At 44.1% G+C, this 25241-nt stretch carries 18 protein-coding genes and 1 riboswitch; of the genes, 8 read left to right on the forward strand and 10 right to left on the reverse strand.

The window, feature by feature from the left end; genetic code table 11:
* Nucleotides 1-47 precede the first annotated feature (47 nt).
* The gene (locus MHH50_RS11090; RefSeq protein ID WP_076130010.1) at nucleotides 48-485 is read right to left on the reverse strand and encodes a MarR family transcriptional regulator; all 438 of its coding nucleotides are present in this window, start codon (nucleotides 483-485) and stop codon (nucleotides 48-50) included.
* 257 nt (nucleotides 486-742) lie between these two features.
* Here MHH50_RS11090 and uvrA point away from each other — a divergent pair, with 257 nt between their 5' ends.
* Nucleotides 743-3247 (forward strand): excinuclease ABC subunit UvrA, encoded by a 2505-nt coding sequence (gene uvrA / locus MHH50_RS11095; RefSeq protein ID WP_076308926.1) that lies wholly within the window; start codon nucleotides 743-745, stop codon nucleotides 3245-3247.
* Nucleotides 3248-4288: 1041 nt separating this feature from the next.
* Nucleotides 4289-4549, forward strand: a complete 261-nt coding sequence (locus MHH50_RS11100) for a hypothetical protein (RefSeq protein WP_076308925.1) — start codon at nucleotides 4289-4291, stop codon at nucleotides 4547-4549.
* A gap of 150 nt (nucleotides 4550-4699) precedes the next feature.
* Here MHH50_RS11100 and MHH50_RS11105 read toward each other — a convergent pair whose 3' ends face one another.
* The 6 genes from MHH50_RS11105 to MHH50_RS11130 form a co-directional block, all read right to left on the reverse strand.
* Nucleotides 4700-5269, reverse strand: coding sequence for a YdeI/OmpD-associated family protein (locus tag MHH50_RS11105; RefSeq protein WP_076193786.1), 570 nt, complete (start codon nucleotides 5267-5269; stop codon nucleotides 4700-4702).
* 56 nt (nucleotides 5270-5325) lie between these two features.
* Nucleotides 5326-5841: a DinB family protein gene (locus tag MHH50_RS11110; RefSeq protein ID WP_076308924.1), complete on the reverse strand. Its 516-nt coding sequence runs from the start codon at nucleotides 5839-5841 to the stop codon at nucleotides 5326-5328.
* A gap of 83 nt (nucleotides 5842-5924) precedes the next feature.
* Nucleotides 5925-6836 (reverse strand): YafY family protein, encoded by a 912-nt coding sequence (locus MHH50_RS11115; RefSeq protein ID WP_076308923.1) that lies wholly within the window; start codon nucleotides 6834-6836, stop codon nucleotides 5925-5927.
* Between the two features lie 133 nt (nucleotides 6837-6969).
* The gene (locus MHH50_RS11120) at nucleotides 6970-8139 is read right to left on the reverse strand and encodes a KamA family radical SAM protein (RefSeq protein ID WP_076130594.1); all 1170 of its coding nucleotides are present in this window, start codon (nucleotides 8137-8139) and stop codon (nucleotides 6970-6972) included.
* A gap of 139 nt (nucleotides 8140-8278) precedes the next feature.
* Nucleotides 8279-8420, reverse strand: a riboswitch (cyclic di-AMP (ydaO/yuaA leader).
* A 48-nt stretch (nucleotides 8421-8468) separates the two neighbouring features.
* Nucleotides 8469-10136, reverse strand: a complete 1668-nt coding sequence (locus MHH50_RS11125) for an AraC family transcriptional regulator (protein ID WP_076308922.1) — start codon at nucleotides 10134-10136, stop codon at nucleotides 8469-8471.
* Between the two features lie 139 nt (nucleotides 10137-10275).
* The gene (locus tag MHH50_RS11130; protein WP_340034315.1) at nucleotides 10276-11301 is read right to left on the reverse strand and encodes an ABC transporter substrate-binding protein; all 1026 of its coding nucleotides are present in this window, start codon (nucleotides 11299-11301) and stop codon (nucleotides 10276-10278) included.
* Nucleotides 11302-11827: 526 nt separating this feature from the next.
* On the opposite strand from MHH50_RS11130, the gene MHH50_RS11135 reads away from it, so the two are divergent.
* Entirely contained in the window at nucleotides 11828-12490 is a 663-nt protein-coding gene (locus tag MHH50_RS11135; RefSeq protein ID WP_076130591.1) for an HAD family hydrolase, read from the forward strand.
* 42 nt (nucleotides 12491-12532) lie between these two features.
* Nucleotides 12533-13738, forward strand: a complete 1206-nt coding sequence (locus MHH50_RS11140; protein ID WP_340034316.1) for a mannitol-1-phosphate 5-dehydrogenase — start codon at nucleotides 12533-12535, stop codon at nucleotides 13736-13738.
* 91 nt (nucleotides 13739-13829) lie between these two features.
* On the opposite strand, the gene MHH50_RS11145 is transcribed toward MHH50_RS11140, so the two are convergent.
* Entirely contained in the window at nucleotides 13830-15290 is a 1461-nt protein-coding gene (locus tag MHH50_RS11145) for an alpha-L-fucosidase (RefSeq protein ID WP_340034317.1), read from the reverse strand.
* A gap of 120 nt (nucleotides 15291-15410) precedes the next feature.
* Here MHH50_RS11145 and MHH50_RS11150 point away from each other — a divergent pair, with 120 nt between their 5' ends.
* Nucleotides 15411-16241, forward strand: a complete 831-nt coding sequence (locus MHH50_RS11150; RefSeq protein WP_340034318.1) for an AraC family transcriptional regulator — start codon at nucleotides 15411-15413, stop codon at nucleotides 16239-16241.
* A 66-nt stretch (nucleotides 16242-16307) separates the two neighbouring features.
* Here MHH50_RS11150 and MHH50_RS11155 read toward each other — a convergent pair whose 3' ends face one another.
* A complete protein-coding gene (locus tag MHH50_RS11155) occupies nucleotides 16308-19418 on the reverse strand; it encodes a glycoside hydrolase family 2 TIM barrel-domain containing protein (protein ID WP_340034319.1) in 3111 nt (1036 codons plus the stop codon).
* Between the two features lie 120 nt (nucleotides 19419-19538).
* Between MHH50_RS11155 and MHH50_RS11160 the strand changes: the two genes are divergently transcribed.
* On the forward strand, nucleotides 19539-20363 hold the full coding sequence (locus MHH50_RS11160) for an AraC family transcriptional regulator (RefSeq protein WP_076143215.1): 825 nt from the start codon (nucleotides 19539-19541) through the stop codon (nucleotides 20361-20363).
* 167 nt (nucleotides 20364-20530) lie between these two features.
* Nucleotides 20531-21436, forward strand: coding sequence for a hypothetical protein (locus MHH50_RS11165; protein WP_076130585.1), 906 nt, complete (start codon nucleotides 20531-20533; stop codon nucleotides 21434-21436).
* A gap of 47 nt (nucleotides 21437-21483) precedes the next feature.
* On the opposite strand, the gene MHH50_RS11170 is transcribed toward MHH50_RS11165, so the two are convergent.
* Complete coding sequence (locus tag MHH50_RS11170) at nucleotides 21484-22353, reverse strand: AraC family transcriptional regulator (protein WP_076130584.1); 870 nt, start codon at nucleotides 22351-22353, stop codon at nucleotides 21484-21486.
* Between the two features lie 136 nt (nucleotides 22354-22489).
* Between MHH50_RS11170 and MHH50_RS11175 the strand changes: the two genes are divergently transcribed.
* Nucleotides 22490-25156, forward strand: coding sequence for a family 78 glycoside hydrolase catalytic domain (locus MHH50_RS11175; protein ID WP_340034320.1), 2667 nt, complete (start codon nucleotides 22490-22492; stop codon nucleotides 25154-25156).
* The last annotated feature ends 85 nt before the right edge of the window (nucleotides 25157-25241 follow it).

A 25241-nucleotide genomic window follows, 5' to 3' on the forward strand; every position in this document is an offset into this window, starting at 1 on the left:
AGTCGTATGACTTTTGGATATCGTCCTTTTTTGTATAAATACGTATCTTAGGAAGAAGATTTGCCGCGCGCAGTGGATCCAAGCTGATCAATCTGCTCTTCCAGAACCGCACTTGCTTGGCCTAAAAACTGCGAAATAAGGGCGAGCTCTTCATCCGTATAAGAAGCTGCGAGCTTAACCATGGCGGTATGGAGCGGTTGGTACGTATTAATGACATCATCTTTATTCTCATATAATGGCACAATAATCACTTTACGGCGGTCATTCGGGTCATTTTGTCTGCGGACATAGCCATTTTTTTCGAGCCGGTCTATTAATGCCGTAACACTGCCTGTGGTCAGACCGGTTAATTTAGACAGTTCTCCAGCAGTGATCGGACCTTTCTCCCGTAGAATATCTATAGATAAGAAATCATTATTGTATAACCCAAGTGAGGCGGCTACATTTTGTTGGTACAATACCGTTCGGTTTCCCAAACTGCGCATAAGCAAGGTGAATTGTTCCTGCTCTGGTGTAGGTTGTTCGTGGCTTGACAAAAGATAACGCTCCTTTTAAAATAATTATATCTTGATAGTCAAGATATTAGATTATAAAGTTATTTGAAAATTTTGTGATTTATCAAATACATTCTATCGAAATTAGAAATGTTTTGCAAAATAATTGCAATCCAACAGCTTTGGGCAACCATATGGATAGAAGATATAACTACGAACCAGTGGGTTGAATTGAGAGGGGAATAGATGTGAAAGAGACTATTGTTATTAAAGGGGCAAGAGAGAATAATCTGAAAAATGTCTCGCTCACGATTCCTAAGTATAAGCTAGTTGTCCTGACAGGACCTTCGGGATCAGGGAAATCGACGTTAGCTATGGATACACTTCAGCGGGAATGCCAAAGACAGTATTTGGATTCCATGGGCATGACGTCAGATACGATCAGCAAACCAAAGGTGGAGTCTATTATTGGACTGTCTCCGTCCATTAGTGTTGGACAACATGTCACCAATCGTAATCCCCGTTCGACAGTTGGGACAGTCACCGACATCTATACGTTTGTCCGGTTTATCTTTTCCAGATTAGGCGAGCGGGTTTGCCCTTCCTGTAGTGGCAGCATTCCACCTTCTTTTGAAGCGAGGGGATTGCTGATCGAGGAAGACGAGGAAATGCATGGTCAAACGATGGGTTGTCCGCATTGCGGAGCTGAGCTTGAGAAGCTGGGCATGTCACACTTTTCTTTTAATAAGCCGGAGGGAGCTTGTGAAGCCTGCGGTGGTGTTGGATCTGTGGCAACTATAAATGAAGCGGCAGTGTTTAATCCAGAGCTTAGTATGCGTGAGGGTGGGGTGGCCTCGCTGAATGGTGTTCATCGTGATATACAGATGCGTATATTAGTGGCCGCTGGCAAGCATTTTGGTTTTGAGTTTGACCCAGATCAGCCCTTAAAAAATTACGGCGAAATTCAGCGCGACTTGTTATATTACGGAGTGGAAAGTGAGGCGTTTAAGCGCCATTTTCCCAATGTTAAGCCGATTCAAGGCACCAAATTTGAAGGCGTCATTCCTGGTTTGTGGCGGCGATACAAGGAGAAGGAAGGAGAAGCTGGTACACAGGAAAAAGACGGCGGATTTTTTCATGAGCAGCAATGCCCAGAATGTCTTGGCACTCGCTTAAAAAAAGAAGTTCGTCTCGTTCGGGTAGCTGGCGCATCGATTACGGAGGTATCGGATTGGCCATTAAGCGATGTTTACGAGTGGACGAAAGGCTTGGAGGCGGCTTTGCCCGCCGAGGGACTTCATCTGCTTGAACCCATCCTTCACGAAATGCCTACCCGACTAAAACGGATTATCGATGTTGGTCTTGGTTATCTTTCCATGAACCGTCAGACGGTCTCCCTCTCTGGTGGAGAGGCACAACGGCTGCGCCTTGCCTCATTGCTGGGGTCAGGTCTGACTGGAGTGTTATACATTCTAGATGAACCGACGACCGGGCTTCATCCGCGGGATACTGTTGGCCTCATTCGAGTGCTTCAGGAGCTGCGCGATTTGGGTAATACGGTGCTCGTTATCGAGCATGATATCGAGATGATGCGCGCTGCCGATCATATTATTGATATGGGTCCGAGTGCTGGTCTGGACGGAGGGCAAGTTGTTGGCGAGGGCAGCATTGAGGATTTGATGGCAAGCGAGACTTCTGTTACGGGAGCCTATCTTAGAGAAGAGCGTAATAAGACTGCTGCATACGTTCGCCGGAAAGGTGACGGAAAACAAATCACCATCCGACAGGCACAGTACCGGAATATTGATATCCCGGAGGTTTCATTTCCTCTAGATTGTCTAGTTTCTGTAACTGGGGTTTCGGGTTCAGGCAAGTCGACACTAGTCTTTGATATTCTTGCGCAAGGCAGTACGAAAGGACATGAGCAAATAGGCTGTGCGGAGATTGCGGGCTTAGATCAGGTTGGAAATATAGTGATCTTTGACCAATCGCCCATGGGTAGAATGCTGCGTTCTAATGTAGCGACGTATACAGATGTATTCACACATCTGCGCCAGCTGTTTGCTGCTTTGCCGGAGGCGAAAAAAAGAAAACTGACCTCCAAGCATTTTTCCTTTAACACACCGGGTGGACGCTGCGAAACCTGTCAGGGTCTTGGGGTGCTGACTGTAGACATGAATTTCTTACCCGATCTGGAGGTTAAATGCCACGCATGCAAGGGGAGAAGATTTACGGATGAGGTTCTCCAGGTGAAATATGATGGATATTCCATCTCGGATCTGCTGGACATGTCCGTACAGGAAAGCTTGCCGATTCTTAAGTCGGAAGCCAAAATGGCGGGGATTATCGAGACATTGTGTGAGGTGGGTCTCGGTTACCTTAAATGGGGACAATCTGTCAAAACCTTATCCGGTGGTGAAGGGCAACGGATTAGACTGGCTAAAGAGCTGAGCAAACCTTCCAAAAACCATACGCTCTATCTGCTTGACGAACCCACAACAGGCCTTCATCCGTCAGACATCAAGCAGCTCCATACCTTATTGAGCAAATTGGTTGATACGGGAAATACTGTCGTAGTTGTGGAGCACAGCTTAGAGCTGATTCGGGAGTCCGACTGGGTGATTGACATCGGCCCTGAAGGTGGCGTTGTGGGCGGTAAGCTTGTAGCTGAAGGTACACCGGAGCAGGTTGCTGAAGTACGGGAATCCTACACAGGGATGTTCCTGAAATGGATTCTGGCTGAAGGGCTGTAACTTAATAAAAGAGGTGCCCAAAAGCCATGAAAATGGCTGGGGCACCTCTCTTTTTTTGAACTTAAACCAAACCTCTGCTCTCAACTCTAAACTTCGTCTGAACGTCTGAACCAATCCCATTCGCGCGTACTTAGCACTTTGGGATTAACTGATGAATTATACTTACGTAGAACTGTAGGATTAACAGATGATCATGAGTCAATGGTGTTTGATCCGCAGATGATTAGGATACGGTAGCAACAGACAGCGAAAGACTATGCTTCGGCGGTATCGGACTCAGCAGACCAGCGAATGATTATTCTTCGGCGTGTCGGACTCAGGAGTCCAGCGAATGATCATTCTTCGGCGTATCGGACTCAGCAGACTTTATAAGCAGGAAAATCCGCCAATTGGAGTATTATCGGACCGCATAGCTCCTAATGGCGGAAAAATCACCGTATAAGAGCCTGATTCTAAGAAATAGCTGCGCTGGAGTCCGATGAGTTGCTGAAAAGGCGATAAATTAGTAAATAGCGTCATTGGAGTCCGAAAGCCTCAGCAGGAGATCATGGTAGCAGTAGCAGTAGCAGTAGACCCAGCGAAAGACTATGCTTCAGCGGTATCGGACCCAGCGGACCTTAAATGCAGGAAAATCCGCCATTTGGAGTATTATCGGACCGCATAGCTCCTATTGGCGAAAAAAACGCATTATAAGAGCCAGTTTCTAAGGAATAGCTGCACTGGAGTCCGATGAGTTGCAGAAAAGGCGATAAATTAGTAAATAACGTCATTGGAGTCCGAAAGCCTCAGCAGGAGATCATGGTATTAGAGCAGTAGTAGCAGCAGTAGCAGTAGCAGTAGCAGTAGCAGTAACAGTAGCAGTAGCAGTAGTAGCGGTAGCAGTAGACCCAGCGAATGATCATTCTTCGGCGTATCGGACTCAGCAGACCTTATAAGCAAGAAAATCCGCCATTTGGAGTATTATCGGACCGCATAGCTCCTAATGGCGGAAAAATCACCGTATAAGAGCCCCTTTCTAAGGAATAGCTGCGCTGGAGTCCGATGAGTTGCAGAAAAGGCGATAAATTAGTAAATAGCGTCATTGGAGTCCGAAAGCCTCAGCAGGAGATCATGGTAGCAGTAGCAGTAGACCCAGCGAATGACCATACTTCGGCGGTATCGGACTCAGCAGATCAGCGAATGATCATACTTGGCGGTATCGGACTCAGGAGTCCAGCGAATGATCATACTTCAGCGGTATCGGACTCAGCAGACCTTATATGCAAGAAAATCCGCCATTTGGAGTATTATCGGACCGCATAGCTCCTATTGGCCAAAAAAACGCCTTATAAGAGCCAGTTTCTAAGGAATAGCTGCACTGGGGTCCGATGGATTGCTGAAAAGGCGACAAATTAGTAAATAGCGTCATTGGAGTCCGAAAGCCTCAGCAGGAGATCATGCATATAGCGCAGCTTAATAATCTAGCAGACGTCCATTATCATGCCATTGCCCGTACATTTTATTTTCTTTAGTGTTTGCAATGAATTTGTCTAATTTACTCTTAAATAAATCTGGCTGATGTTTATTGCTTTGGATCGTGTCGATCCGAACTCTTTTATAAAGGGCTGGAAAGGCTGTGAAATTCTCATATACTTGACTGTCCTCTTTTAGCCTTTGCTCTATAATCTTATCTACTATAAAAGAATCAGGGTTCATATCAGGAAGTACCCGTTTTCCTTCAGCACTCATTAACCCCAGCTTTTCAAGGCGGCGGACACGCTCTTTATTCAATTCAGTCCAAGAGCTTCTTTTGCTTCGGGGAGAGAGTCTTTGCGCCAGCTCCGTTTCCGAAATTTTCTTTTTCACTCCATCGATCCATCCAAAACACAAACATTCCTCAACTACGTCCAAATATAGCAACGTTTCTGGGTTTGGCGTCATACTAACGAGTACCCAACAAGATTGTTCAGTCTTACAATTCTCCTGCAGCCAAACTCTTAAATCTTCTCTCGTTTTTACTGTAATTAGATTTTTAATCTCCATAATTAAAATACAATTTCCTTTCTAGGTATGGAGTGGAGCGTCTTGCCCATCCGAGATTAAATAGCTTCCGTAGGAACCTGATACCAAAAAAGAGCATAGTCATTCATGGTGGAAGCATGGCCTAACTGCCGTAACATAGTAGATACATTGCCTCTATGATAAGTCCCGTGATTGGCGACTTGCAACACAATTTCTGATAGGTGTGTTTGGCGGATTCCGGCGAATGGATTGTCAAGCAGAATGGTTTGCTCCAAATCGGATTGGTTGTGTAACCATGCTTTGTATTGTTCTGATAGCTGGGCAAAGATATTTACGTATTCATCCACAGAATCTAGAATGCTCAAATTTAGCGGGATACTTTGTTGAAAAGCCTCTGGCATGGCAGTGCCTGTTAATACAAGATACCACATCGTATCAACCGCATAGATATGGCTAAGGGCATGAGCGATGGTGGGAAATGAGCTGTTCACTTCTTGACTTAGCACAGAAGGCGGGAGTTCCTTGATTCTCCCCAGGATAGTTTGGTTTGCCCATGTGTGGTATTTAAACATTTCTACTGGATAATTTGTCATTCGTACATTCTCCTTTTGAATGGTCATGGATTTGTTTTTTGTTACTGTAGTTAATATAAAAGAAGAAGTATGACATCAGACTGTCATACTTCTTCATAAAGTTTGAGTGTGTTTTGAAGCTGCTCTTTTAAAATACCTCGCAATGCAGGGGGTTCGAGGACTTCGGCGCCGCTGCCGAAACTCAGCAGAATGGACCAAAGCCAACGTGCTTCCAATGGCTTATACACAGGAATTCGCATCGTCATGCTTTTATCGAAATGAAATTCCTTGTCGACTTGATGAAACTGATCCAAAGCTTCTGCTAAAGCCTCAGGGCCTACCCGGATCACTATTTCCTCCACCTGATCTGCCCTGTTTGAACAGCCGGCCTCTTTGGGTACCTCATGTTGCGAATGAAAGGTATCCTGCGTCAGGAACAAATTCAGCATCCGGGAAAGTCGGAACTCCCGATAGTCCTGCCGTGTCCGGCAATAACCATAGATGTACCAGTTGCTATATTTAAAATGAAGCTTTACTGGTTCCATTTCACGGGTTGTATGTTCATTTTTTACACTGATGTAATCAAAACGGACAACATTTCGTTCCGCTATAGCCGCACGTAAAAGAGGAAGTGCGTCAGGATCCGTACGCCGGGTTTCAAGATCCACCGCGAGACTAGAGGTCTGTGGCTCCGTTCCAATCGTTTGCAGCCGTTCAATGGTTCCTTGCGTATGTTCATCTTCAAACACGGAAGAAAGACTGTTCAGTACAGTAATCAGAGAAGTGATATCATACGAACGGAGCAGGCTTTTATCCATTTTATATCCGTCCATGATGCCATATCCACCTTTAGTACCCTGATACGATACGACCGGGATGCCAGCGGCACAAATCACATCGATATCTCTATAGATTGTTCGCTGGGAAACCTGAAACTCTTCAGCCAGCTTGGAGGCAGATAAAACTTCGTGGTTCAATAGCTTGTAGATCATAGAAATCAATCGTTCCAATTTCATGTGTGCATTCCCACCCATTAGTCCATTTCGTGTTACAGCGTGATTATATCATAGATTTTTTCGGGCTAATTTTGGGAGGGAGGAGTTTTGTTGTTGGTGATGAAGAAATATCCTATGACAGAGTCGATTAAATCTATTTACAGATTAAATCCGCAGGCTCGCCTGATAAATCATTAACAGAAATAATAGCATCGTTTTTTTTCACAGGTGGGGTCCAATATTGCTCATTCCCAGGCAGGTCATCGAACCATTCGGCGTCCTTTGGACAATCTAGAATCATAAATTTTCCGTATTCCTGATCTCTGGATTGATGGTATTTGAGATAGGCTTTTCCGTTATCAATGGCGAGAATTTCTATTTTTCCTGAGGTGTGGCTCATGGATAAGCGTACTCTTTTGCCAAGTCCTGAGGTTCTGGCTTTGGCTTCTTCTACAATTTGATAGACTTGCTCGAGCGGTAATACGAAATCCCGGTTTCCGGCTACGGGCCGGTTCACAAAGAAGTAGTAGGGTGTAACGCCAGCCCATGAAAGCCGGTCCAGTAGTTCCCCTAAAATAACGGGATCATCGTTGATGCCTTTGAGGATGGGGGTCTGATTTACGACAATTGCCCCTGCGTTGTGGAGAGCTTTAAATGCTTTTTTGGCTTCAGGTGTGATTTCACGAGGATGATTGATGTGCGCCATAACATAGATTCGTTTGTCTTCGGTAGAGTAAGTACGAATCAGCTCCAGCAGTTCTTCGTCTTCAGAGATCCGCATCGGATTAAATACGGGAATTTTGGAACCCAGTCTAATGATCTTAACATGCTCAATGCTTCTTAGATTTTCAATAATGGATCTTAGCTTCGGTGTGGAGAGAATTAAACTGTCCCCGCCCGTAAGAAGTACGTTGTTAATCTCCGGATTATTTGCGATATACTCCAAGCCTGGAGAGACATCAGCCATCGCCTCTTTCACGTCATTTCGGAACAGACGCTTACGGAAACAGTAGCGGCAATAAGCCCCGCAGACCTCGGATACAATCAGTAGTGCAGTTGTTCTATACTTGTGCTGACAACCAGGTACCACATAATTCGTGTCCTCATCGGAGGCGTCCCAGCGCCCATACTCCAGCAGTTCACCTTCGTTAGGAATAACCAGCTTACGGATGGGATCATTTGGATCATCCCAGTTAATCAAAGACAGATAGTAGTCATTTACACGAAAAACAAATTTGTCCGTAATTTCTTTCAGATTCTCTTTTTCCAGCTCAGACAACATAGCTATTTTGTTAATATCCGTGAAGTACTTTACCTTTTGCACGTACATCTCTCCTTTGTCTCGTAGTGTGAGAAATGAGGGAGCCTTAGTGTCAAAGGCCAATCTACTGCCAGCAGGGTCCAAAAAAGCACAAAAAGAGACCCTTAGCAAGGGTCTCTGGTTATGTAAATAACATGAAAAGCAGACCCATCCACTGCTGACGAGGTTAGCTGACGGACTCGGGTAAGATGGTACCCTACATTCTAATGCTCAATGATTCGCCCCAATTAACTGGTTCCCCCGCTTTTCAACTGTAAAAGTTGGAAATTAAGCGTAGATAAAGTATACCCTATCAAGTTTTGAAAAGTCAAAAGAGAATCCTAGATTCACTTTCAATTGCTAGCGCTACTTCCGCCGAGTAGTTTAGGCAACAGCGTTAGCAGCTTCTCCCGGGTTAACGCATCACTAGAGTTCCATTTGCTTCCGTCGAGCAGATAAACATGTCCCTGACGTACTGCCGGGAGATTGTTCCAAAGTGAACTGTCTAGTAATCGTTCCATCGCAGCTCGCGAGTCTTTGCGTTCCGGAATGAACATGAAGATATGATCTCCGGCGTAGGCAGGCAGTCGTGTTGGATCAACTTCGGCGAACCCTAACTCTTCGTCCAATATGGCCTGGATCTCTTCAGTCGGTTGTAATCCACATGGGGCATAAAGCGCAGTGGAGAATCCGGACATTCCCATAGCATACAGATGATCTCCATGATCATAGACCAAAGCAGAGGCGGTTTCTCCAACTTGGAGGGTTGTCGTGTAAAGCTGCTGCCACATGGCAGCGTTTTTGATTGTGAATGACTCCAGCCATGCTTCGGCTTCGCGCTGTTTACCTAGCCAACTGCCTAGTGTCCGCATTCGTTTGTCGAGAGATGCAAATGAATCAAAGGTGAGTGTCGGAGCGATACCAGAAACTGCTCTGTAGGCTCTTTCATCACTATTTGCCAAAATGATCAAATCTGGGTTTAGGGAAGCGGTCAACTGCGGGTCCAGTGGAAACCCGACGTTGGCGAGCTTCTTAAGCCGATGTTTATAGACGCTGTTCCGGGCGAACGCTTCATCTCCACCGATAGGCTTTACGCCTAACGCGAGAAGGTCGCCAAGTGTTTCGCCATGATAGACAATACGTTTCGCTCGCTCTGGAATCTCCACCTCATGACCCGTCCAATCCTTGACGGTAAGCTTACGACCTTTCTGATGTGCATATTGTCCGGGTGTAACTCCGGTTTTTTGCCGAAAGCGGCGGCTGAAATAGTATTCGTCCGAGAAGCCGACCAGTCTGGCGATTTCCCGCAGTGGTTCAGTCGATTCCTGCAGGAATCGTTTGGAATGATTAATGCGCAGATCCGTCAGGTATTCAAGCGGCTTTTTACCCGTAAGCTGCTGAAAGATCGGTGTATATTGCCAGATTGATATTCCCGCCAGTTCAGCTAACTGCTTCACGGTGATACTCTCTGTATAATGCTCCTGAATGAATGTTATGGTCTTTTCTACGGATTCCGTAGGACTTGGCAGGTGTTTGGAAGGGTAATTATGCTCAAAAAGTAGCAGCAGCAATTCTTGGAATTTTAATTGTCGCTTGAATTGTTGTACATCATCGGTGTTATTCCTGTTCATGAGCAGGTCTTCGACTAGTCGGATTACCTTGGTGAACGGGTGCACAATTAACTCCCGTCTGCCGGAAAGCAGCTCTCCAGAATATCGTTTAGGATGCTCGGTTGTATAAATTGCTGTAAAGGTGATGAGGTAATAATACAACGTCAGCTCCTGGTTGTCCGTACTATAGGAGATTCCAGGAGATAGTAGATAACATTTATCCGTACTTAGTATCACGCTTTGATCATCGAGGTTCAATTGTCCGTTCCCTCCAGTAAATATGAGAAGGGTATAGTCCTGGGTTGTACGCGTTATAGAGCTTGAATCGGCAGCTTGAATCATCAGTTCGGCCTCGTTTAGCTGAAATAGCAGAGAGTGGAGTGGGGGGCAGGACGATGATGTATGCAGCATGGGTTCAGCCTCCGTTCATTTGGTGAGAATGATTATCAATGAATTCATTGTATATAAAAAAAAGAAGCATATCAACAGCTGTTGACATGCTTCTTGCAGTTTTTTATCAGCCTTGAGTTAAACTCTTCATCACAGAAGGTTATTTCATATTCAATAGCTGTGGAATTTCCCCAAGCAGCCATTCTCTTGTTGTCGCATCACTTGAAGTCTTCATGATGTCTTGTGTATAGACATATCCGTTCTTGACGGCAGGAAGGCTCTTCCAGATAGGGCTCTTTAATAGATTCTCTGTGGATTGTTTTGCTTCTTCTGCCACTGGAGTCAAGAGGAATATCCGGTCTCCGGCATATTCTTTCAGGACTTCCATGGATACTTCCTGGAACCCTTTACCTTCATCAAGGATTTTCTGAATAGCTGGAGTTGCCTTGAAGCCATTCTCCCCATAGAGTACCTGGGAAAGTCCGGTTGCTGCCATTATAAACAGTCTGTCTCCTGGATAATAAGTGAAGACCGCAGCCGTTTCGCCCTCTTTCATGCCTGCGGATTTCAATTGCTTCCACATGTTCTCTTCAGCGGTTTTATACTGCGCAAGCCATGCTTCTGCTTCAGTCGTTTTCCCAACAATTCCACCAATGTCCAGCATACGTTCCTGGAGTGGGGCAAAGGTATCAAATATTATAGTGGGTGCAATTTTGGAGAGCTGTTCGAAATCAGCTTCATCTGTGCCCGCATAGATGATCAGGTCAGGCTGAAGCTCCAATGTTTTTTCCAGATTGATAGGGAAGCCTACATCCTCCACACCTTGTAATTGATCTTCAAAAACCTGGCCTTCACCCATAGAAAGAGGATAACCTACCGCCTGCACACCAAGTGCGAGCAAATCGCCATAAGTTTCTCCAGAATAGATAATTCGCTGCGGATTCACCGGAATCTCTACAGTATGCCCTATGTAATCTGTATAGGAACGAGTAGTCGCTGCTGCTTCATCTGTACTGCTATCTGAGGGTTCTGCTGAAGGTACTGCGGTTGCAGCGGAAGAGTTCCCGGTTGCGTTTGCCGTACTATTGGCAGAGGATTGTTCCTTTGAGTTTCCGCACGCTAGTAGCAATGTACTCAGCAAAAATAGTACACATACCACAGCGAAGGACTGTCGTACCTTGTTCATATCTTATTGCCTCCCTATTATATGTAACGACCACCAATAATGATAATCATTCTCGATTAAAATATATCATAAATTAAAGCCTCTTTTTACTCAATGGACAAAAAATAACCCCGTAATTTGATTTGTACAATCAAGTAAAAAGGATGTGTTTAAAATTATTTTGAATTATTTTTAGCTGCTTGGAAAAATACTCTAAATAACAGCAATCGAGAGAAAGAGAGGGAGCTTGTCTTCATAATAAACTTGGCAAAGGAATCCCTTGAAGCACATAGGATTGTGGTGTTTTTTTGAATCTGATTACTGTTATGTATTAAGATGTTCAGGTGATGCAAAAATCCAGGTTTGTCCACATTGATTGTAATCGTTATCATTACGTGGCATGTTATCTACCGTGCTTGACGTCAGTAGAAGGGCTTTGTTATGGTTTTTATAGTCAAACGCAAGCCGAAATAGCTTTTTGTAGAATATGCAGAAGGTTTTGCGTAAGATATTCTAACCAAACATAATACGAGGGAGATGGTTGATTGTGATCAAAGGAATTATTTTTGATTTTGACGGAACGATTATCGACACGGAGACTGCTTGGTACACCGCATTTAACGAGGCTTATGCAGAATATGGAGTGGATCTGACGCTTGAACAATATTCCACCTGCATCGGCACGAGCTTGAACAGTTTTAATCCTTATGAATATTTAATGACTGATCTTAAGCTAGCGATTGACAAAGAAGAGTTCAGTAAGGCTGTTAAACAGAGACACAGTAAACTTATGGAGCTTGAAACAATACGACCAGGCATTCAGCATTATCTTGATTCCGCCAAAGCAGCTGGACTGCGCGTAGGGCTGGCCTCAAGTTCTTCACTGGAATGGGTGGAAAAATATCTGAATCAATTGGGTATTCGCGAGTATTTCGAATGTGTTCGGACTGCCGACCATGTGGCAAAAGTGAAACCAGATCCCGAGCTATATAACCAAACGTTAGCTTGTCTTGGAATCACAGCTGATGAGGCGGTTGCTATCGAGGATTCACCGAATGGATCTAAGGCAGCGGCAGCAGCTGGCATCCGTTGCATTGTGACGCCTAACGAAATTACTAATTTTCTTGAATTCGATAAGCAGCACCATAAAATTGATAATCTAAGTCTTCTTGAATTTGATCATGTAGTTACTCAACGTTGCTTCGTATAGAGAAACCGAGAAACTAAGTTCAAATTAAAGGGGGATACCAAATTGAGAGCCGTACATTTTGGAGCAGGTAATATTGGCAGAGGTTTTATTGGGCCTATGTTGTCGGACTCCGGTTACAATGTTTGTTTCGTCGGAAGAAATAAGAGTAAAATTGCCCAATTGCAAAAACGTGGGCAATATCCTGTCACCCTAGCTAACAAGAACCGGGACAGCTTTATTGTTGATAATGTTACTGCAATCAATCTGAATGATACTGAGGACGTTACTAGAGCTATAGCAGAAGCTGAAATTGTGACAACTGCCGTCGGAATATCCGCTTTAAAAGATATTGCTGAGACCATTGCGCAGGGCATCGAACGAAGGCTTGAAAATAGCAGAAATCTCAACCCTCTTCATATCATTGCCTGTGAGAATGGGATTGGAAGCAGTCAGAAGTTGAAAAAATCAGTTTATCGGCATATGAAGCAATCCTTCAAGGAACTTGCCGACCGCAATGTCGCTTTTCCCAATGCGATGGTGGACCGGATTGTACCTATGCAGAAAAATACAGATTCACTTGAAATCCTCGTTGAACCCTTCAGTGAGTGGGTTATTCCCCGCAGTGGAATGATTGGTAATTACAATGAAATTAAAGGCGTCCATTATGTGGATTCGCTGGCGCCATACCTCGAACGGAAGCTATATACTGTGAATACAGGTCATTGCAGTGCAGCCTATTTTGGATACCTGGAAGGTTATACTAGCATTCAAGAAGCGATGTCTGATCCCGAAATCAGAGTTCGTGTTCACGGGGTGCTTAAGGAAACAGGGGCCTTATTGGTGCATTTATATGGCTTCAAGCCCATAGAACATGACCGGTATATAGAAAAGATGATGGAGAGATTCACTAACCCCAACTTTAACGATAAAATTACACGTGTCGCCCGCTCGCCGCTTCGCAAGCTTTCACCTAATGATCGACTCGTAAAACCGGCAATGCTTGCTCATGAACTTGGTTTTGAGACCTCACATTTAGTCTCAGCTATTGCTTCTGCACTTTATTTTGATCATGAAAAAGATCCAGAAGCCTTACAGCTTCAAGCGGACATCCGAAACCACGGGCTAAGTGAAGTCATTGCTGCACAACTAAAAATCCCCACGGAGCATCCGCTTCATGGTCGCATTATTTTGGAGTCCAACAAATTAAACGCGAGATATCCTCATAGGACTAGAATGAAGACAGTAAACGTCAGGGTACCCTACTTTTAATATAAAACGATGGTTATAAACCTATAAAAGAGTGTTCTCTGCTGGATGGGCAAGAACACTCTTTTTATAGGTTACGAAGGTCTGTAAGTCTCTAATCCAATTCAATCCGCAGAACAACCGGAGTCTCACTGCGAACCGAGGTCGTTTTTATAACCAAGGCTTCATCGGTTCTTTCCCATGCAGGTTGTTCCTCAAAACCTAAGATTTTGATCTGTTTAATCATCCCATGGAAGTGAGCAGAGTTTTCTTTAAGGGATTTGATTTGCACTATACCGTTGTTTGGATAGACAAGAACAGTAGCGTAAAGATAACTGCCTTTTACCGTAAAGCGGATATCTTCATTAGTGAAAATTTTCGTGATCCCATCTGTAAACTGACCTTCAACGATCTCTGTAGGGCCTTCCCCGAAGGTGCGCCAGTAGGTCGTATCATAGATTGCTTCACCATTCACCTTTAGCCATTCTCCGATGCCAAGCAGAATTTCCTGATCCTGAGCTGGAATGCTGCCGTCCGCTTTAGGACCTATATTCAGCAGCAAGTTGCCGTTTTTGCTTACGATATCTACTAGATCTCTGATAATTTCTACGGCAGATTTATAATCATTTTCCGGTGTATAACACCATGAATTTTTAGCAACTGCTGTATCCGTTTGCCAGAAATAAGGTTTAAGCTCGGAGAAATGACCTCTCTCAATATCTGGGATTGCTGAGCCAAACATGAAGGCATCATGCTTATAATTGATTGCAACCGGAGTTCCCCATTCCTCTCCCTTATTGTAATAGTAAGCGGCGAACTTTTTGAGATAGGGTTTGAAGGCAGCTGTATGAATCCACCAGTCAAAGTAAAAGATTTTCGGCTGATAATTGTCTACCAGCTCGCAGCAGCGAATCAACCAATCCTCCAGAAATTCTTGATTAGGTGGGGAGCCGAATAAATCGTGATGATCGGGTTCGGGCATAGATGGCCAATAGAAATCTCCACATACAAGCGGTTCATGGATATCGGAATCAAATTCCTTGCCATGAGACAGGAAGAACCAGTGCTCAGCTCTATGGGAAGATACACAAAACTCTAATCCCTGCTGCTCAAAAGCGTCTTTCATTTCCCCGACTAAATCCCGCTTAGGACCCATCTCATATGTGTTATAGTGAGAGTAAGCGCTCTTATACATTTGAAAGCCGTCATGGTGCTCTGCAACAGGCATCACGTATTTGGCACCAGATAATTTGAAGAGATTGGCCCATTCCTCAGCATTGAAATGCTCAGCCTTGAACAAGGGGATGAAGTCTTTATAACCAAAGGTTTTATGCTCGCCATAGGTAGCAAGATGATGTTCATATTCCCGCGAACCCTGGATATACATATTTCGGGGATACCACTCATTGGCGAAAGCCGGAATAGAATAAAGACCCCAATGAATGAAAATACCAAACTTAGCGTTCTCATACCACGTAGGCACTTGAAATTGACTTAGTGAATCCCAATTGGCTTTGAATCTTCCAGTTGCGATCGTATCTTCGATTACTTTTAAATATTTGCTTTTATCCACCATTTTGCAATCATCCTTTCAAACGTTTATTTCTTCTTCATTGTAGTGATTAGAGGTGGAAATCAAAATGTAGGACATTAACTTTTAGATGTACAAAACTAACCTGATAAGGCGGAGTAAGGGATGGATAACCATGTTTTGCTTACAAATTATTTATCCAATTTAAAGGTTGATTTATTTATGGCTGATTACAATCTTTGTGGCCGTGACTGGAAAGATCTTGACTACACACCTGACTATAGTAAATTTTATTTTATTTGCGATGGGGAGGGTTGGTTAAAGATTGGCGATCGAGAATATTATCCGAAGCCTGGTCAGCTTTTTTTGATGCCTGAGGGAGTTAAGCAATCTTATTCTTGCATAAGTGATCAACCCTTTGAGAAGTATTGGTGCCATTTCAGCGCAAAAGTCGGAGACATTAATCTATTCAAAATGTTAGAGCTAAGTCATGTATGCAGAGAAGTAGATCCTCATGTAATCCAAGAGATATTCAGCAGCCTAACGAGTCATATGAAATCTGATGCGGTGTATGCTCATTTATTAGCCAAAAGTAAGTTAATGGAGTTATTTTCTTATTTTATTATGAACATAGATGTAGACGAAATCACTTTTAAGAATCTAAGCTCGATCGAAAAATTAACGAAAATATTAACGTACATAGACACCCATATCGAGCGTAATATCACCATACACGAGCTTGCCGAGATTGCGTACATGCATCCCAACTATTTTATCCGGCTATTTAAACAGCAAATCGGAGTTCCACCCATACAGTATATCACCAGAAAAAAGATAACTAAGGCCAAGGAGCTATTGAGGGGGACGCAAAGTTCTGTCGGTGAGATTGCCCATGATCTTGGTTTTAGTGATCTTTATTATTTCTCCAAACAGTTCAAGAAAAATGTGGGTTTAAGCCCTTCGGAATTCAGACAAGGAACAGTAGCAGTGAAATAAATAAAAGAAGACCGTCCTGTGTGGTAGAAACCAACCAGAGACGGCCTTTTTTATAAGTGGAAGAGATTAGAGCAGTGAGACAGTGAAACGGAAGATGTACGGGCGATTAGCCGGCAGAGTGAACTCTTCGTGGGTTGGTGCGCCCCAGCTGTCGTCCCCGCCAACACCCATTTGCTTGTAGTTAACTCTTAGTACGCTTTTGTTCGAGACTGGCAATTTATAGACGTGGTCATGGGCTTCCAGTTCCTCAGGCTTCCAAGGCAGGGCATTAATTTCGATAGGCGTTGCACTTTCAAAATAGAATCCTGTTCCATCGTTGCCCTCTGTAATCGAAGCGAATCTGACATCAGTCTTGTTGCCGCACTCTTGAGGTTTGAGATAAGGTGTGAATTGATCACTGACCTTACCAGTGTAACGTCCAAGTGGGGCTCCGGTTTGTCTATCCCAATAATTCTCATGAGGTCCGCGGCCGTACCATGACAGGGTATCAAGACTTCCATCTAGAACGAACATCATTCCGAACTCAGGGATTTCTGGCAGAACGCTGCTGCCCGGACTCAATTCTTGCGTGATCTCTAAAGTCCCGTCAGCACGAATCACGTACTGGACCCGAAGCGTGGAATCCGGACTTGTAGCCAGAAGGTAGCTGGCAGAGACGAAACAGAGAGAGCCTTCGGTTCTAAATGTAAAGCTGATTAAGTGTTGTTTATGCGATGCCTGCTTCCATACTGCACACCGCTGTGGCAATTTATTACCACAATCATTATCAGTGACTGCTCTCCAGAAGTTAGTTCTTACAGGTTCAAGCAGACGTTCTTTGCCTGAGGAACGATAAGAGTTCAGAGCACCCGTAGTGGTACTAAAGCTCAGTTCGAAATTATCACCTTGTACATTCAAAACATTCTCAAGCTCGCTGACACGCAGTGGTTCTGCGATTGTCTTTGAGGTATTGGTTACAAAACGGGGTGACAGAATGAACTGTTCCCAAGCGATTTCGTGATTAGCTTCTGCCCATATAGTTGCTGAAGGCTGAATAAAGGAAAGATTCAGAACTGCTTCATGATTGCCACGCAGTGAATCCAGCTCGTAAGGAACTTTGCATGAAATGTTCTCACCTGGTGCACATGAGATCTTCAGCAAGCCTTCTTGTGCAGTTACTCCGTCTAAACGAACTTCCCATTTGAGATCGTATTCCTTTAAGTTGGTAAATAAGAAGGAATTGCGAATCTGGAAGAGTCCTTCTAGGATATTTTCAGCCGTTACTTTAATATTTTGATAACATTTTTTGACCTCAAAGAGCTTAGGAGTAACCGTACGATCAGCAAAAAGCAATCCGTTGCCACTAAAGTTGCCATCATGAGGCGATTCACCAAAGTCCCCGCCATAAGCGAGATATTCAATTCCCTCGGAGGTGTGGGTCCGAATGGCTTGATCTACCCAATCCCAAATGAATGCACCTTGAACAATATCATATTTGTCGAATAAGTCACAGTATAAGTGCAGCCCACCGCATGAATTGCCCATGGCATGACTGTATTCGCAGAGGATATAAGGCTTTTTCGGATTATTAAGCGCATATTTTTCAACATCCTGCGGTTTAATGTACATAGTAGATTCTATGTCACTTGCTGCTTCCGATTCTCTACAGTGGAAGATTCCCTCATAATGAACCGGCCGCGAAGGATCGATTTCTCTCAGGTAGTCGTGCATAGCGATAAAATTGTCGCCTCCGAAAGATTCATTGCCGAGAGACCAAATGATGACTGAAGGGTGGTTTTTATCCCTTTGCATCATGGAGTTGCAGCGGTCAATGACATTGGCCCGCCATTCCGGTTTGCTTCCAGGGACATTCCCGTCATTCAACCCTTCTTGGCTGTATGCCCAGGTGCCGTGAGTTTCCAGATTAGTTTCGTCAATCACATATAATCCGTATTCATCACATAACTCGTACCAGACAGACTGATTCGGGTAATGGGAAGTTCGAACAGCATTAATATTATGTGTTTTCATTAATTGGATGTCGCGCAGCATATCTTCTTTGGCTAAAGCACGACCTGTGTCGCAAGAGAATTCGTGGCGATTGACACCTTTGAGTACGATTCTTTTGCCATTGATCTTCATAAGTCCGTCATTAATCTCGAACTTGCGGAATCCAACCTTACAGCTGACCGTTTCTTGTGTATGCCCGTTGCCGTCATTTATAGACAGAACTAAGGTATAAAGATAAGGGGTTTCAGCACTCCATTTAAAAGGCTGCTCAACCGGGGCAGCAAGCTTGAGTTGTTGAACGCCTTCTTGCTCAAAGGAACCCGTAGCGGAGATAGGAGTCTCCCAAACAGGCTGGCCCTCTTTATTGTAAAGCTGCATTTGCAGTGTATATGGGCTTTGCTCGTTAAAGTAATTTTCCACCTTGATATCTACATTTAAATCCGCATGTACGAAGTTTTCATCCAGATCTGTGTGGACGAAATAATCAGCAATATGAACGGAAGGAGCCGAATAAAGATAGACTTCCCGAAAAATACCGCTCAGGCGCCAGAAATCCTGATCCTCTAGCCAGCTGGCATCACACCAACGATAAACCTCGACAGCTAGTTTGTTGTCCCCTGCCACTAAATATGGGGTGATATCGAATTCTGATGGAGTAAATGTATCTTCACAGTACCCGACAAGTTCACCGTTTACCCAGACGTAGAAAGCGGATTCAACACCCTGAAAGCTTAGGTACACCGGTTGACCGTTCCAAGACTCAGGTACAGTAAAGGTTCGTAGATAAGAGCCTACTGGATTATATTTTGTTGGGGCAAAGGGGGCTTTAAGCTCTGGCTCGGATTCCGCCCAAGGATACCGGAGATTTGTATATTGTGGGTAGTCGTAACCTTGGAACTGCCAGTGGGACGGTACAGGAATTGTATCCCAAGTACTGCAATCAAAATCGGTTTTATAGAAATCCACAATTCGTTGATCCGGTGTTTCGGAAAAAGCGAATTTCCAAAGCCCATTGAGGGTTTGGTAGAAAGGTGAGGTTTCTTTATCGTTAGTTTGCGCTTGGGATAAGCTACGGTAAGGGATCATGGAGGCATGTGCATCCAATCGATTTAATTCAAAAGTCTCTGGGTTGTTATTCCATTCCGGATAACCGTTAGCAGGTGGCTGGTAGACAAACTTTGCTCGCATGAGTTGATCTCCTTTATAATCATTGTAATGTTATTATATTCATATTATAAGTTGAAGTAATGTTAGGATAAATAAAAGAATTTTAGTCCCAGATAACAAAATATGAAACGAGGACTTTTTATGGAGAGCAAAATTATTTTTTGCCAAACAGAAGATGTAATCATGCTGCCGCTTTATGCTACAACCCTTGGATTTTGGGAGCATCAGCCAGAAACTATACGTCCTGCAGGCTTTCCAGACTATCAAATACATCAGATTCACGAAGGCAAGGGTGAGCTTATCATTCATGAGAACCGATATCTCGTGGGTCCAGGGGATGTGTTCTTTTTGTTCCCGGATATTCCTCATTCGTATGCCCCTATCAGTGGGAAGGAATGGAAGGTATCATGGGTCTCGTTCAATGGCAGAGAGGTTGGTCAAATGCTGCTCTATGCGGGCATCCGCGAGTCTGGTCCTGCTAGATTAAAAGAAGATCAATGGCTCAATCCTCTAAAGCAAATCCTTATGCTGCCAGATAGCAATGAGCTGGAGACTAATTTGGCACGATCTAAACATCTTTATGCATTGCTTCTGGATTTAAAAAGAAAGCTAGTATCGCCTCTGAATGAGGCACATGAATTGGAGCGAATTAAGCCGGTGCTGCGTTATATTGAGAGCAATCTGCATAGGACGCTTCCTTTAAAGGAGCTGGCGGAGATTATTTCTGTATCGCCACAGTATTTATGCAGGCTTTTTCAAAAAACAATTCATGATCGACCTGTAACCTATATCAATAAGCAACGTATCAATTTGAGTAAACAGCTTATGTTTAATGGACGCGATAAAAAAATGTATGAAATTGCCCAGTTAGTGGGTTTTGATAATGCTAGTTACTTTTGTTTGGTGTTTAAAAGATTAACAGGGATGAGTCCTGAGCAATTTAAGCAGCTGCATGGTTTGGATTAGATAAACGCTTACTTGTTACCGTCTAGCACAACATGATATAGTTTACTTGAGTTCCTGCGATGTTTTTTTTGCGGCTTAGCCCATACTTTTACTGCCACAAGAATTCAATACATAGAACCAAATTAACAATCTGAAATGACGAAAAGCATCAGGAAGGAGACATCATTTTGAATGAGAAGCTAAAGCAAGCCTATGAGCGTTTGAACTTGCCTGAAGACGTTACCCGGGAGGAATTGAACAAAAGGTTAGATATGCATTTGAAACGCCGTCGATCGAATTCGACTGAAGATGAGGTTGCAGCTTATGAAGAGGAATTCCGCGCTTACAAAACCATCCTAGATGGCTTGGATCAGAAGGAGATTCAGGAAGCAGAGGACAAGCGGCTGGAGAAGTGGGGAGCCATGTCCGGCGTAGCACGTAAATCGGAGAATTTCTTTCGACTCTACAAAACGCACACTATTATTTCTATTATCGTGCTGCTGGTAGTTATCTTTGGAGGGAAAGCGCTCTATGATCAATGGCAGGAAAGAAAATATGAAGCTACGCTCCCACCGGTAGATGTTCGAATCATGTTTCTAGGCAACTATGAATCTCAGGACTCGTCAGGTAAGAATGAGGAGCTAAAACAAGAAATTATCAAACGTTACCCGGCTTGGAAGAGAGTGGAGGCAGAAATCGTTTATCTACCCTCAACAGGTGGGACGGACGGTGGAGCCTTGGATATGAGCTATATGCAGCGGGCTATGGCGATGCTGGCAGCCGATCATCCGGATATCCTGATTATGGATGATGCTACTTTTGAATGGATTGGCCAGCAGTCGGGACTGCAAAATCTGGAGTCGTTTATTAAATCCGCAGGACTTCCTCTTGATGATAACCGTCTGAAACGTATGACTAACCCGGAGAGTGGTCAAGAGCTGATTACTGGCATAGATATCACAGATACGGATTTTGCTACAGAACTCCCTATCCATTCAAATCAGATGATCGTCGGAACGTTAGGACAAGATGACAGTAAGACTAAATCAACTGATTTTGTTGAGTTTTTACTTAAACAGATCACTAATCAATAAATTAATAGGGCCGATGTTGTATGGATGTTCATACGATATCGGCTTTTTTATGATCTGTAGAGTTTGCGGTACGCGATGGGTGTCTGGCCGACTATTTTTTTGAATACAGCGTTAAAGGAGTCGATGTCACGGTAACCCACTAGCTCGGCAATCATATTAATTTTATGTCCAGAAGTACGCAGCAATTCACAGCTTTTATGCATTCGCAGATTCTTCAAGTAGGTCCCAAAGGACTGGCCAGTATGCTTGTGGAACATGCGCTGAAGATGCCTGCTGCTCCACTGTGAAATACGGGCTAATTCGGCAAGTGTAATCTTTTCCGACAGATTATGCTCTAGGTATTGAATGACTTGCGTGAAGTCTGCCATATCCATCGTAGATTTGTCATCTTCTCCGTATTTTTGCCTGTACACTGCTATGATTAATTGACTTAAGAGGGTGTAAAGCATTGTTTTGGAGCCCATACCGGATACCGACATTTCATGATATAAATTCAGCATTAAGCGCTCAATAGAGCCATCTCGATCTGAGACGGAAAAGTAAGATGAGCTGCTACTCCCAAGAGTGGCTAGGTGCTCCCGGATAGATGGCTCTTGAAGGACGATATTTAATTGCTCCACCATTTGCATATCAAAAAGGCAGTTATAGACGATCAGGCGATTCCCTAAAGTATCAGAAGATGCTGGACGGAACACATGGGGGGCACCTACAGGAATCACGAACAGCATTCCTTTTCTAACGGGAAAGATCTCATTTTCAAGGTGATGAAAACCTCTTCCTTCAGCTACATAGCAATACTCAATAAATTCATGAGCATGAAAAGGGGCGTGGAAGTTCTCTGAATAGCGGTTAACGAGCAGATGCAGATCGTTTTGAAAAAAGATTTCATTTTTGAACAACTCGGTGGTTCGTTGCATATTGAATTGCCCCTTCCAGATTCATGGCATGATTGCAGGGATATGATGTCCTTTTTACCGGGTGATGAAAGCGGTAACCCAGCTATAATTATAGGGCAAAGACTAATTTGTCGCTATAGAAGGAGGTTTTATCTATATGTTCGCAATCACTAAGCTTCGTTGTGAGTACAAAGAAAATCCGCTAGGAATTGATGTGATCAGACCCAGAATCAGTTGGCAGTTAGTTTCAGATGACAGGGACTGCATGCAGTCTGCTTATCAAATTCAAGTGGCGGAGAATATGCTTTTTCAAGGCAAGCTATGGGATACAGAGGAAGTAAAGTCTTCTCAATCGATCCATGTTGAGCTTGAAGGTCTGCTGCTGGAAGCTCGCACGCGTTATTATTATCGGGTTCGGGCATGGAATCAGAATGCAATAGACTCGGGTTGGTCTGAGGTTGCATTTTTTGAAACCGGACTATTAGATGCAGGGAATTGGCAGGCGGAGTGGATCAGCGCTCCTACAGCCTCTTTTTCACAAGATTCTGAGATTTGCCCACAGCTTCGTACATTCGTGGATGTAAAAGGTCCAGTGGAAAGTGCAAGGATTTATGCTACTGCTTTGGGCTTGTATGAACTGCAGCTGAACGGAAGTCGGGTGGGAGATCATTATTTTACTCCAGGCTGGACCAGTTACAGTAAGCGGCTGCAATATCAAACTTATGATGTCACAAAGCTTCTGCATGAAGGTGCGAATGCGTTAGGCGCACTGTTGGGCAATGGCTGGTACAGAGGGTATTTGGGCTGGGATAATCAAAAGGAGATTTATGGATCAAAGACTTCACTTCTGCTGGAGCTTCATATCCGGTACGCAGACGGTTCAAATGAGCTTATTAGCTCAGATCAGAATTGGCAGGCTGCAAAAAGCGCAATTATGATGTCTGAAATTTATAATGGTGAAACTTATGATGCTCGGCTGGAGCTGGATATCACCGATCCTTCATCAGAAGGTTGGCATCCAGTGGAGATTATTAATTATTCCAAAGCGATCATCGTTGCCCAGGAAAATGTGCCAGTGACACAAGTTGAAACCTTGAAGCCGATTGCATTGCTGACTACCCCGCAGGGAGATAGAGTGCTGGACATGGGCCAGAACATGGTAGGGTGGTTAAAATTTAATGTAAAAGGTCAATCTGGTCAGATGGTAGAACTTCAGCATGCTGAAATATTAGACCGGGACGGAAATTTCTACACGGAGAATATGCGTAAAGCGAAACAGTGCATCCGCTATACTCTGAAAGGTGGGGAGCAAGAGACGTATGAACCGCATTTCACCTTCCAAGGCTTTCGGTATGTGAAGCTTAGTGGGTTCTCAGCAGATCTTCAACTAGAGGATTTCACAGGAATAGTGATGCACTCTAATATGGAACGTACGGGTGATTTTCAGTGCTCAGATCCACTTGTGAATCAACTGCATCACAATATCCTGTGGGGGCAAAAAGGGAATTTCCTCGATGTGCCCACTGATTGTCCACAGCGTGATGAGCGGCTCGGCTGGACGGGGGATGCTCAGATGTTTGTCCGAACAGCCTCTTATTTGATGAATACGGCACCATTCTTTACGAAATGGCTGCGGGATTTGAAGGCAGACCAAACCCCTGAGGGCGGCATTCCGTTTTTTATTCCAGAGCTGAGAGCAGCGCCTCCTGGCGACGGAGATACTAACCATTCTTCTGCAGCCTGGGGGGATGCAGCTACGATCTGTCCATGGACAATCTATGAAATGTACGGCGACAAAAGGCTGCTTGCAGAGCAATACGAGAGCATGAAGCAATGGATTTCATATATCTATGCACAGGGAAGTAACCCTTATCTGTGGAATACTGGCTTTCATTTCGGCGATTGGCTAGCGCTTGATTCCAAGCCAGACAGCTATGTGGGAGCTACAGATCGGGATTATGTCGCCACCACTTTTTATGCCTATTCCGTTTCTCTTACTTTAAAAGCGGCAATAGCCTTAGAAAAATCGGAGGACGTGGACTATTATAGTGAGCTGCACGCCAATATTATAAAAGCATTCAGTGATGAGTTCATAACACCTGCGGGAAGGTTGTCCGTCTCTACCCAGACTGCACAGATATTAGCCCTACGTTTCGATCTTATAGAAGGGGTCGCCAAAGAACGTGCAATTCAGAAGCTCACTGAGCTGATTGCTGAAGCTAAGGATCATCTGACTACTGGATTCGTGGGCACACCATATCTGAATCCTGTGCTCAGCGAGATTGGAAATAATGAACTCGCGTATAAGCTTCTTTTTCAAAAGGATTATCCATCCTGGCTGTATCAGGTGACGAAAGGTGCGACTACGATTTGGGAACATTGGGATGGGATTAAGGATGACGGCAGCTTCTGGAGTGCAGATATGAATTCCTTCAATCATTATGCCTATGGCGCAATAGGTGAATGGTTGTATCGTTACGTTGCAGGAATCGGAACAGATGAGTTGGAGCCTGGTTTCAAAATCGTTCATATCAAGCCACAGCCAGGCCCCGGTCTGGATTACGTAGAAGCTAGTCTTGAAACCATGTACGGAAAAGTAGAGTCAGCGTGGCGGCGATCAGAGGATAATGGAATGATGATTCACGTTACGATTCCTGCCAATACCAACGGTATTGTCGTTCTGCCTGGAGCCAATCAACTAGGGTTATTAGAAAATGAAGTTCCTGTGGAGCAGTCCAGAGGCGTGCACAGCATCAGCTTGGTCGATAACGGAGTGAGACTTCAATTAGGTTCGGGCAGCTATCAATTTACGTTTTCTTTATAACCTTTACTAGGGCTTTCTAGTGTGAACTGACATCGAGGGATATTCGGTGTCAGTTTTTCGTTTTTGAATTGACGAATATAGAGAG

Source organism: Paenibacillus sp. FSL H3-0302 (assembly GCF_037982245.1).
Lineage (GTDB): Bacteria > Bacillota > Bacilli > Paenibacillales > Paenibacillaceae > Paenibacillus_AQ > Paenibacillus_AQ odorifer.

Bases quoted from the DNA above. Each gene is read 5' to 3' on its own strand.
- MHH50_RS11090 (WP_076130010.1), bottom strand. From the start codon at position 485: ATGCGCAGTTTGGGAAACCGAACGGTATTGTACCAACAAAATGTAGCC.
- MHH50_RS11100 (WP_076308925.1), top strand. From the start codon at position 4,289: ATGAGTTGCAGAAAAGGCGATAAATTAGTAAATAGCGTCATTGGAGTC.
- MHH50_RS11105 (WP_076193786.1), bottom strand. From the start codon at position 5,269: ATGGAGATTAAAAATCTAATTACAGTAAAAACGAGAGAAGATTTAAGA.
- MHH50_RS11125 (WP_076308922.1), bottom strand. From the start codon at position 10,136: ATGCTGCATACATCATCGTCCTGCCCCCCACTCCACTCTCTGCTATTT.
- MHH50_RS11175 (WP_340034320.1), top strand. From the start codon at position 22,490: ATGTTCGCAATCACTAAGCTTCGTTGTGAGTACAAAGAAAATCCGCTA.
- MHH50_RS11155 (WP_340034319.1), bottom strand. From the start codon at position 19,418: ATGCGAGCAAAGTTTGTCTACCAGCCACCTGCTAACGGTTATCCGGAA.
- MHH50_RS11110 (WP_076308924.1), bottom strand. From the start codon at position 5,841: ATGACAAATTATCCAGTAGAAATGTTTAAATACCACACATGGGCAAAC.
- MHH50_RS11160 (WP_076143215.1), top strand. From the start codon at position 19,539: ATGGAGAGCAAAATTATTTTTTGCCAAACAGAAGATGTAATCATGCTG.
- MHH50_RS11170 (WP_076130584.1), bottom strand. From the start codon at position 22,353: ATGCAACGAACCACCGAGTTGTTCAAAAATGAAATCTTTTTTCAAAAC.
- MHH50_RS11115 (WP_076308923.1), bottom strand. From the start codon at position 6,836: ATGAAATTGGAACGATTGATTTCTATGATCTACAAGCTATTGAACCAC.
- MHH50_RS11150 (WP_340034318.1), top strand. From the start codon at position 15,411: ATGGATAACCATGTTTTGCTTACAAATTATTTATCCAATTTAAAGGTT.
- MHH50_RS11130 (WP_340034315.1), bottom strand. From the start codon at position 11,301: ATGAACAAGGTACGACAGTCCTTCGCTGTGGTATGTGTACTATTTTTG.
- MHH50_RS11145 (WP_340034317.1), bottom strand. From the start codon at position 15,290: ATGGTGGATAAAAGCAAATATTTAAAAGTAATCGAAGATACGATCGCA.